At 61.9% G+C, this 9348-nt stretch carries 10 protein-coding genes; 8 read left to right on the top strand and 2 right to left on the bottom strand.

The window, feature by feature from the left end:
• The first annotated feature begins 121 nt into the window (after nt 1-121).
• Together RMO57_RS19080 and RMO57_RS19075 are read left to right on the top strand one after the other, a co-directional pair.
• Nucleotides 122-1147: an ABC transporter ATP-binding protein gene (locus tag RMO57_RS19080; protein WP_414896459.1), complete on the top strand. Its 1026-nt coding sequence runs from the start codon at nt 122-124 to the stop codon at nt 1145-1147.
• Nucleotides 1144-2127: an oligopeptide/dipeptide ABC transporter ATP-binding protein gene (locus tag RMO57_RS19075; protein ID WP_310389357.1), complete on the top strand. Its 984-nt coding sequence runs from the start codon at nt 1144-1146 to the stop codon at nt 2125-2127. The genes RMO57_RS19080 and RMO57_RS19075 overlap by 4 nt, the downstream gene beginning before the upstream one ends.
• Before the next feature lie 10 nt (nt 2128-2137).
• Here RMO57_RS19075 and lptM read toward each other — a convergent pair whose 3' ends face one another.
• On the bottom strand, nt 2138-2317 hold the full coding sequence (lptM, locus tag RMO57_RS19070) for an LPS translocon maturation chaperone LptM (protein WP_310389355.1): 180 nt from the start codon (nt 2315-2317) through the stop codon (nt 2138-2140).
• An 18-nt stretch (nt 2318-2335) separates the two neighbouring features.
• On the opposite strand from lptM, the gene cyaY reads away from it, so the two are divergent.
• Nucleotides 2336-2683, top strand: a complete 348-nt coding sequence (cyaY, locus tag RMO57_RS19065; protein ID WP_310389353.1) for an iron donor protein CyaY — start codon at nt 2336-2338, stop codon at nt 2681-2683.
• On the opposite strand, the gene RMO57_RS19060 is transcribed toward cyaY, so the two are convergent.
• Complete coding sequence (locus tag RMO57_RS19060; RefSeq protein ID WP_310389351.1) at nt 2673-5057, bottom strand: penicillin-binding protein 1A; 2385 nt, start codon at nt 5055-5057, stop codon at nt 2673-2675. The genes cyaY and RMO57_RS19060 overlap by 11 nt on opposite strands.
• A gap of 292 nt (nt 5058-5349) precedes the next feature.
• Here RMO57_RS19060 and RMO57_RS19055 point away from each other — a divergent pair, with 292 nt between their 5' ends.
• From RMO57_RS19055 to RMO57_RS19035, 5 genes are all read left to right on the top strand, one after another.
• Nucleotides 5350-6408, top strand: a complete 1059-nt coding sequence (locus tag RMO57_RS19055; protein WP_310389360.1) for a pilus assembly protein PilM — start codon at nt 5350-5352, stop codon at nt 6406-6408.
• Nucleotides 6405-7064 carry a PilN domain-containing protein gene (locus tag RMO57_RS19050; protein ID WP_310389349.1) on the top strand — a complete coding sequence of 220 codons (660 nt, stop codon included), beginning with the start codon at nt 6405-6407 and terminating at the stop codon, nt 7062-7064. The genes RMO57_RS19055 and RMO57_RS19050 overlap by 4 nt, the downstream gene beginning before the upstream one ends.
• An 8-nt stretch (nt 7065-7072) precedes the next feature.
• Complete coding sequence (locus RMO57_RS19045; RefSeq protein WP_310389348.1) at nt 7073-7771, top strand: type 4a pilus biogenesis protein PilO; 699 nt, start codon at nt 7073-7075, stop codon at nt 7769-7771.
• A complete protein-coding gene (locus tag RMO57_RS19040; protein WP_310389345.1) occupies nt 7768-8295 on the top strand; it encodes a pilus assembly protein PilP in 528 nt (175 codons plus the stop codon). Before RMO57_RS19045 ends, RMO57_RS19040 begins: the two co-directional genes overlap by 4 nt.
• Nucleotides 8292-9348 (top strand): type IV pilus secretin family protein (locus tag RMO57_RS19035; RefSeq protein ID WP_310389343.1); only part of this gene is annotated, 1057 nt, incomplete at its 3' end. The genes RMO57_RS19040 and RMO57_RS19035, both read left to right, overlap by 4 nt.

The raw sequence follows: 9348 nt of genomic DNA, 5'->3' as shown, positions 1-9348 counted from the left end.
CATGTGCTCGGCGAGCCACGACCGCCGCCCCGGCGACGAGATGTGCATGAACTCGAGCCCGACCGATCCGGCATAGACGCGGCGCAGGTGCAGGAGGAGCTCGCCGATGGTGGCGCTCGGCATGCCGTGGACGCCGGTCGGCGCGCGACGCGCTGAACCCGAGGCTGCGCTAGTGGTTCAGCCCCTGCTCGAAGTGAAGAACCTGCGCGTGGAATTCCCCACGCGGCGCGGCACGCTGCTGGCACTGGACGACATCTCGTTTCAGATCGCGCCCGGCGAGATCCTCGGCGTCGTCGGCGAGTCGGGTGCCGGCAAGTCGCTCACCGGGGCGGCGATCATCGGCTTGCTCGAGCCGCCCGGGCGCATTGCCGCGGGCGAAATCTGGCTCGAGGGCGAGCGCATCGACAACCTGCCGTACGAGAAGATGCGCGCGATCCGCGGCCGGCGCATCGGCGCGATCTTCCAGGACCCGCTGACTTCGCTGAACCCGCTGTACACGATCGGCCGCCAGCTCACCGAGACCATCCAGACGCACCTTCCGGTGGGCGGCGAGGAAGCGCGCCAGCGTGCGATCCGGCTGCTGCAGGAGACCGGCATCCCGGCGGCCGAGCAGCGCATCGAACAGTACCCGCACCAGTTCTCCGGCGGCATGCGCCAGCGTGTGGTGATCGCGCTGGCGCTGGCCGCCGAGCCCAAGCTGATCGTCGCCGACGAACCGACCACCGCGCTCGACGTGTCGATCCAGGCCCAGATCATCACGCTGCTCAAGCGGCTGTGCAAAGACCATGGCGCGGCGGTGATGCTGGTCACGCACGACATGGGCGTGATCGCCGAGACCTGCGACCGCGTGGCCGTGCTCTACGCCGGGCGTGTCGCCGAGATCGGGCCGGTGCACGACGTCATCCACCGCCCCTCGCACCCGTACACGGTGGGGCTGATGGGATCGATCCCGGTGATGGACGAAGACCGCGAGCGCCTCTTGCAGATCGACGGTTCGATGCCGCGCCTGAACTCGATTCCGCCAGGCTGCGCGTTCAACCCGCGCTGCACGAAAGTCATGGAGCGTTGCCGCCGCGAGCGGCCCGATCTGATGAATGGCCTGGCCACGCGTGCGGCTTGCTGGCTGGTTCAGGGCGCCCGACCATGACGCCGCTGGTTCAGGTGCAAGGACTGGCGAAGACCTTCGACGTCTCTGCGCCGTGGCTGAACCGCATCGTCGAGCGCAAACCGCGCCAGTTCGTGCACGCGGTGGACGATGTCTCGTTCACGATCCAGCGAGGTCGAACGTTGGCGCTGGTCGGTGAATCGGGCTGCGGCAAGAGCACGGTGGCGCGCTTGCTGGTCGGTTTGTATGAGCCGACCCGAGGCTCGGTGCTGTTTGACGGCATTGACACCGCCAAGACCTTGGCCTCAAGTGGCGCCTTGGCCTTGCGGCGGCGCATGCAGATGATTTTCCAGGACCCGTATGCGTCCTTGAATCCGCGTTGGAAGGTGCAGGACATCGTCGCCGAGCCGCTGCGCGAGCATGGTTTGGTGAGCGGGTTGGAGGCGCAACGGGCGCGCGTCGGTGAGTTGCTGAGTTCGGTCGGTTTGTCGCCGCTGGACCGCGAAAAGTTCCCGCATCTATTCTCCGGTGGCCAGCGTCAGCGCATCTCGATCGCACGAGCGCTGGCGACGAGCCCTGAGTTTCTGGTCTGCGACGAGCCGACCTCGGCGCTGGATGTGTCGGTGCAGGCGCAGGTGCTCAACATCATGAAGGACTTGCAGCGCAGCAATGGGCTGACCTATCTCTTCATCTCGCACAACCTGGCGGTGGTGCGGCATGTGGCCGATCAGGTCGGCGTGATGTATCTGGGGCGCCTGGTCGAGTTGGCCGACAAGGCCGAGCTATTCGCTCGCCCGCGTCACCCCTACACGCGCATGTTGCTGGACGCGATCCCCGACATCCACATGACGGGCCGTGCCCGCACGCCGGTGCAGGGTGAGGTGCCCAATCCGCTCAATCCGCCGAGCGGCTGCAGCTTTCATCCGCGCTGCCCGCTGGCGACCGAGCGCTGCAAGGTCGAGCGGCCGCTGATGCGCCAGTTCAAGGGCGTGGCAGTGGCCTGCCACGAGGCGAGCGCTTAGGGGATCTCTATCAAGTCTTGACCGGGCTGGACGCGGCGGGCGACGGCGCCGTTGTGGATTCAGGCAGGCGCAGCGGGCCTTTTTGCCCGCAGCCTGTCAGGAAAACCAACAGCCCCAGCAGCAGCGCTGTTCGTGCACGGACGAGGTTTGACGGGAATACACTGGCCGCCATCTTGAATGTTTTCATCATTGCGGAAGTTTATCGCCCATGTCAGCTGCCACCCCCCTCACCGACGCCGAATACCTCGCCAAAACACGCGCGATGCTGGACCTCATCGAAACCAAGGTTGACGCTTGGCTGGACGCTAACGTCATTGACATCGACAGCCACCGCAGCGGCGGTCTGCTGGAGCTGAGTCTGCCCGGTGGCAGCAAGATCATCCTCAACACCCAAGCGCCCCTGCAAGAGCTGTGGCTGGCCGCGCGCGCGGGCGGCTTTCACTTTCGTTATGTGGACGGGCTGTGGTTGGACACCAAGACCGGCGCCGAGTTTCTGGCCGTGCTGGCCACCCAGGTCAGCGCCCAGGGCGGCCAGCCGCTTAACTTCAGCGCTTGAACAGATCGAGAATGCTTTTCTTCTCGTCCTCGCCGGCCGCCTTGGGCAGATGAGCTTCGTCGTCGCTGAGTGAGGGCACGCCGGCCTTGCCGCTGAACTCGTCGAAATACCACTCGCCGTTGACGTTCAACACACCCTCGGGCGCAGACGGTTCCGAAACGGCCACGCCGCGCAGCGCAAAGCCCATGTACTCGATCCAGATCGGCAGTGCCAGGCCGCCACCGGTTTCCCGGTCGCCCAGCTTGCGCGGCTGGTCGTAGCCAATCCAAACCACCGCCACCACTTCCTTTTGGTAACCGGCAAACCAGGCATCCATCGAATCATTGGTGGTGCCGGTTTTGCCGTAAATGTCCGGCCGCTTCAGCTGCGCTTGCGCCTTGGCCGCCGTGCCGCTGCGCGTCACCTCTTGCAGCAGGCTGGTCATCAAGAAGGCATTTCTGGCCTCGATGGTGCGCGAATCTTCGCTAAGCTGTAGGGGTAGAGCGTCATACAGCACGCGGCCCTTGTTGTCGGTCAGCTTGGCGATCAGTTGCGGCGCGACCCGGTGGCCGCCATTGGCAAACACCGCATAGCCTTGCGCCATTTGCAGAGGCGTGACCGAGCCGGCACCCAGTGCCATCGTCAAATAGGCGGGGTGCTTCTCGGCCTCAAAACCAAAGCGCGTCAGCCATTGCTGCGCAAAGCCGACGCCGATCGAGTTGAGGATGCGGATCGAGACCATATTCTTGGACTTGGCCAGCGCCCGGCGCAGCGGCATGGCGCCTTCAAACGTGCCGTCATAGTTCTTCGGCTCCCAGGGCTGGCTGCCGGTCGTCGAGGCGCTGAAGAACAGCGGCGCGTCGTTGACCACGGTGCTGGGCGTGAAGCCTTTTTCCAAGGCGGCGGAGTAAATAAAGGGCTTGAAGCTGGAGCCGGGCTGGCGCCAGGCCTGCGTCACATGGTTGAACTTGTTCTTGGCGTAGTCGAAACCGCCGACCATGGCGCGGATGCGCCCGTCGCGGGGGTCCATGGCAATAAACGCACCCTCAACCTCGGGCAGCTGCGTGATGGTCCAGTCTTCCTTGCCGGCTTTGGTGGATTTGATGACCCGAATCACCGCGCCGCGGCGGATGCGGGTCTTGGGGTTGCCCTTGTCACTCAGCCCCGAGGTGGCCGGCTTCAGGCCTTCGCCGGTCAGGCTCAGGGTTTCGCCGCTTTGCAGCGCCGCCACCACCTTGCGGGCGTCGGCCTCAAGCACCACGGCGGCCAGCAACTCGTCGTTGGCGGGGTGATCCGCCAGCGCTTCGGCGATGCGCACATCCAGTGCCTTGGGGTCGCTGGGCAGGTCGACATAGGCCTCAGGTCCGCGATAGACCTGCCTGCGCTCAAAGTCCATGATGCCGCGCCGCAGCGCGCGGTAGGCGACGGTCTGTTCTTCGGCGCGCACCGTCAGGTAGACGTTCAAGCCGCGGGTATAGGCCTCTTCGCCGTACTGGTTGAACATCAAGAGCCGCGCCGCCTCGGCCACATATTCGGCATGCTGGGGCGACTCGACCGGCGGGCGGAAGACCAGTTTTTCGACCTTGGCGGCGTCGCGTTGCTCTTCGGTGATGAAGCCGTTTTCCAGCATCCGCTCGATGATGTATTGCTGGCGAATGGTGGCGCGCTTCAGATTGTTGATCGGGTTGTAGGCCGATGGCGCCTTGGGCAAGCCCGCCAGCATCGCGCTTTCTGCCACCGAGATGTCACGCAGCGGCTTGCCGAAATAGACCTCGCTGGCCGCCGCAAAGCCGTAAGCGCGGTGACCCAGGAAGATCTGATTCATATAGATTTCCAGGATCTCGTCCTTGCTGAGCGCGTTCTCGATCTTCAAGGCCAGCAAGATCTCGTAGATCTTGCGCGTCAGCGTCTTCTCGGTCGAGAGGTAGAAATTGCGCGCCACCTGCATCGTGATGGTCGAGGCACCCTGGCTGCGCGATTCGCCGAAATTGGCCAGGCCGGCACGAATCACGCCCAGATAGTCAACGCCGCCGTGCTGATAGAAGCGGGCATCCTCGATCGCCAGGACGGCGTCTTGCATGCGCTTGGGGATTTCCTTGATGGACAGGAAATTGCGCCGCTCCTCGCCGAACTCGCCCAGCAAGACGCCGTCGGCGGACAAGACCCGCATCGGCAACTTGGGCCGGTAGTCGGTCAAGCCGCTGATATCGGGCAGGTTGGGGTAGGCCATCGCCAGCGCCAGCGCGATCAGCAGCAGCAGTGAAAATACGCCGGCCAGCGTCAAGCCGATCAGCCAAGAAAGCGTGCGCCCCAGCAGGGACAAGGCGGTACGACGGTGTTCGGGCGGGGTCTCGGACCTGGCGGTTCGAGGGGCAGTCTTTTTGGCTTCGCTCATGGGCCTCCGGGTGGGGTGAGCGGATTATAGAAAGCCTACCCGCTCGGATCCTGTGTGGCGCGGCAAAATGGCCGATTGCTGCCTGTGTTGCTGTGCTGCTCGTTTTACCTGCTTTTTCATCGCTTAGACCGGCGCACAAGCCGTGTATGTTTCGCAACGTGGCGTTACTTGCTGTGACCTTGATTCCGTAGGGGGCCATGGTCTTTGCTGCTAGCATTCAAATAGTTTACTTATTACATAATCCGGCGATAAACGTTGGGGGATTCACGGCGTGGGAATACTTGACGTATTGATGGGCCGCAAACATGCGCCCATGATTGGTTTGGACATCAGTTCCTCCAGTGTCAAATTGGTTGAGTTGGGGCAGAACGCCAGCGGTGAAATGGTGCTGGAGCGTTTTGCGACCGAGCCTTTCGAAAAAGGCTGGATCACCGATGGTCAAATTGAAAAGTTTGACGAGGTGGCCGACGCCGTGCGCCGGGTGGTGGCCCGCAGTGGCAGCAAGACCCGCGATGCGGTGTTGGCCATGCCTCAGTCGGCCGTCATCACCAAGAAAATCATGTTGCCCGCTGGCCTGCGCGACGAAGAGCTGGAGATTCAGGTTGAGGCCGAAGCCAACCAGTACATCCCGTTTTCGCTCGACGAGGTCAGCCTGGACTTCTGCGTGATCGGCCCCAGCCCGACTTCGGTCGGTGATGTCGAGGTGCTGATTGCGGCTTCGCGCAAGGACCGTGTGCAGGACCGTCAAGGTTTGGCCGAAGCGGCCGGCCTGCGCCCGGTGATTCTGGATATCGAGTCGCATGCGTCGCGCATGGCGATGGGCCGCTTGATTGCCAATTTGCCCAACGAAGGCAAGGACGCCTTGGTGGCCTTGTTCGAGATTGGCGCCGACACCACCAGCCTCAAGGTGTTGCGCGACGATGAAATGCTTTATGACCGCGACCAAGCCTTTGGGGGCTCGCAACTGACCCAGCTGATTTCACGCCAATACGGCTTCTCGTTTGAGGAAGCCGAACAAAAAAAGCTCAGCAATGATTTGCCCGAGGACTTTGCGACGGCGGTGCTGAATCCTTTTGTCGACAGTTTGTCGCAAGAAATTGGCCGCGCCCTGCAGTACTTCTTCACCAGCACGCCGCACCACAAGGTGCATTACGTGATGTTGGCCGGGGGGACTGCCACTTTGTCGGGCCTGAAAGAGCGGGTGACCGAATTGACCGGGTTTGCTTGTATGGTGGTGAATCCGTTTGAAAATATGGCGTTGGGCGCATCGATTCGTGAGCCTAAATTGCGGCGAGAGGCGCCGGCTTACCTGACGGCCTGCGGCTTGGCGATGCGGAGGTTTTTCCAGTGATCCTGATCAATCTACTGCCGTATCGGGAAGAAAAGCGCAAGCGCCGCAAGACCGCTTTCTTTGTCGGGCTGGGCCTGGCGGCAGCGGTTGGCGCCGGCATCGTGGCCGCGGCCTATATGCTGGTGCAACATTTGACCTCGGAGCAGCAGCGCCGCAATCAATATCTGTCGGTGGAGATTGGCCGGCTGGATGACCAGATCAAGGATATTGCCAATCTGCGCGCTGAAATAGAATCCCTGAAGTCACGCCAGCGTGCGGTTGAGGATTTGCAAACCGACCGCAATACCCCCGTGCAATTGCTGAATGAATTGGCGCGCCATACGCCGGAAGGGGTCTACCTGACTTCGATACGGCAGGCCGATAAAGTCGTCACCATCAGCGGTATTGCGCAAACCAACGAGCGAGTTTCGGAGTTTTTGCGAAATACCTCGCGCAACTCCGAATGGCTGGACCGCCCCGAGTTGGTCGAAATCAAGGTGGCGAATTTGAGTACCAATAGTCGTGATCAGAAGCGGCTGTATGACTTCTCGATGCGGGTCTCGATCAAGGAGCCTAGCCGTGAGGCCGCGGGCAAACCGGGTGCCCCGGGGGCAGCTGCGTCCGGGGCCGCGGCTGCGGCGGTGTCCGCGCGACCCCTCGCGTCCAACCAGTCCTGAAGGCAAGCATGGCGACCAAGGCGTTATCGATCAAATTTGAACCAGGCCTCTGGTTCGAGGGCATGGCCGACCAGTTTCGCGGCCTCAATCCGAACGAACCGGGCCAATGGCCTTGGCCGCCCAAACTGGCGGCTTTCATGGCTGTGGCGCTGCTGGTGATGGTGTTGGGTTGGGTCTTCATGTTGGCGGATGTGCAGTCCGCACTTGACGCCGAACGCGAGCGCGAGCCGCTGCTCAAGCAGGATTACCAAGGCAAGCTCGGCCAAGCGGTCAATCTGCCCGAATTGCGCAAGCAAAAAAGCCAGGTCGAGGAATATGTGACTCAGTTGGAAAAGCAGTTGCCCGGCAAAGCCGAGATGGACGCGCTGCTGTCCGATATCAACCAGGCCGGCATCGGCCGGGGTTTGCAGTTTGAATTGTTCCGGCCGGGCCAGGTGGTGGTTAAAGACTATTACGCCGAGTTGCCAATTGCGCTGCGGGTATCCGGGCGGTATCACGATATTGGCGCTTTTGCCGCCGATGTGTCCAACCTTTCACGCATTGTGACCTTGCACAATTTGAATGTGCTGGCGCCCGCCGGCAAGGATGCCGCCAGCGGGAATCTGAGTATGGAAGCCACCGCCCGCACCTACCGCTATCTGGATGCGGTGGAGGTGGCGGATCAGAAGAAGACGGCAGCCAAGGCCGCGGCGGGAGCGAAAAAATGAGGGCGCGCCTGATCGCCACCCTCTTGTTGGGTAGTTTGCTGGTGGCCTGTTCGGCCGATATGAATGAGCTGAATCAGTGGATGGAGCAGCAAAAGCGCGAAGCTAAACCCACCATCAAGCCCTTGGTGCCGCCGAAGAAGTTTTTGCCCCAGCCTTATCAGGCCTCGGCCGGTGTTGACCCCTACAGCGCACAAAAGCTCAGCGTCGCGATCAAGCAAGAGTTGGCCCAGCCAAACTCCTTGCTCAGCTCCGAAATGAACCGCCGCCGTGAACCGCTGGAGAGTTATCCACTCGACAGCCTGTCTATGGTCGGCAGCATGATGCGGCAGGGCCAACGCTTCGCCCTGCTGCGGGCAGACAACCTGCTTTACCGGGTTAAAGATGGTGAGCACCTGGGCCTGAATTTTGGCCGGGTGATGAAGATTTCAGAAACCGACATTACGCTGCGCGAGGTCGTGCAAGACGCCGCCGGTGAATGGGTAGAACGCACGAGTACCCTCCAGCTTCAGGAGCAGGGACGATGAAAATATTGCAGCAGGAGAGATTCGGCATGGGCCTTTGGCGCGCGTTGTTCATAGGGGTAGCGGCATTGTTCAGCGCATTGCTGGCAACGCAGGCGCAGGCCCAAATCAGTATTCGGTCAATCAACAGCGTTCAGCAAGCCGGCGTTGAAGTGGTGCGCATCGAGATGTCGCAACCCTTGACCGAGCTGCCCAAGGGCTTCACGGTGCAGAGCCCACCGCGCATTGCAATCGATCTGCCCGGCGTGGTGAACGGGATAGGGCGCAACTTGGTGGAAGTGAACCAAGGCAATCTGCGCTCGGCCAATGTCGCGCAAGCGGGTGACCGCACCCGTGTGGTGTTGAATTTGCGCCAGCCCTCGGGCTACCGCGCCGAGTTGCAAGACAACGCGCTGCTGCTGATTCTGGAGTCGGCCCCTGGCGTTGCGAAAAACCCCGGCGAGCCCTTGCACTTTGCGGCTAGCTTGAATGCGCAAACGCAGCTGCTGCGCGACATTGACTTCCGCCGCGGCCAAGACAATGCCGGCCGCATCGTGGTCAACCTGCCCAGCAATCAGGTCGGCGTGGACATTCAGCAGCAGGGCCAGAACCTGGTGGTTGAGTTTTTGCGCTCAAGCCTGCCGGAGAACCTGCGGCGCAGGCTCGATGTGTCTGACTTTGGCAGCCCGGTGCAGTCCATTTCGACTTCCCAAGTGGGCGACCGCGTGCGCATGGTGGTGGAACCCAAGGGGGCTTGGGAGCACAGCGCTTATCAAAGCGACAACCAGTTTGTGCTGGAGGTCAGACCGCAAAAGCTGGATCCAAACAAATTGACGACCGGCCCAGGCTTTGCCGGCGACAAGTTGTCCTTGAATTTCCAGAATATTGAAGTACGCGCCTTGTTGCAGGTGATTGCGGACTTCACCAACTTCAACGTGGTCACCAGTGATTCGGTGACCGGCAATGTGACCCTGCGCCTGAAGGATGTGCCTTGGGACCAGGCGCTTGACATCATCATGCAGGCCAAGGGCCTGGGGCTGCGCAAGTCCGGCAACGTCTTGTGGATTGCCCCCAAGG

The organism is Roseateles sp. (assembly GCF_031397715.1).
In the GTDB taxonomy this organism is placed as follows: domain Bacteria; phylum Pseudomonadota; class Gammaproteobacteria; order Burkholderiales; family Burkholderiaceae_C; genus Paucibacter_A.
This window is presented reverse-complemented; position numbering and strand designations above follow the sequence as displayed.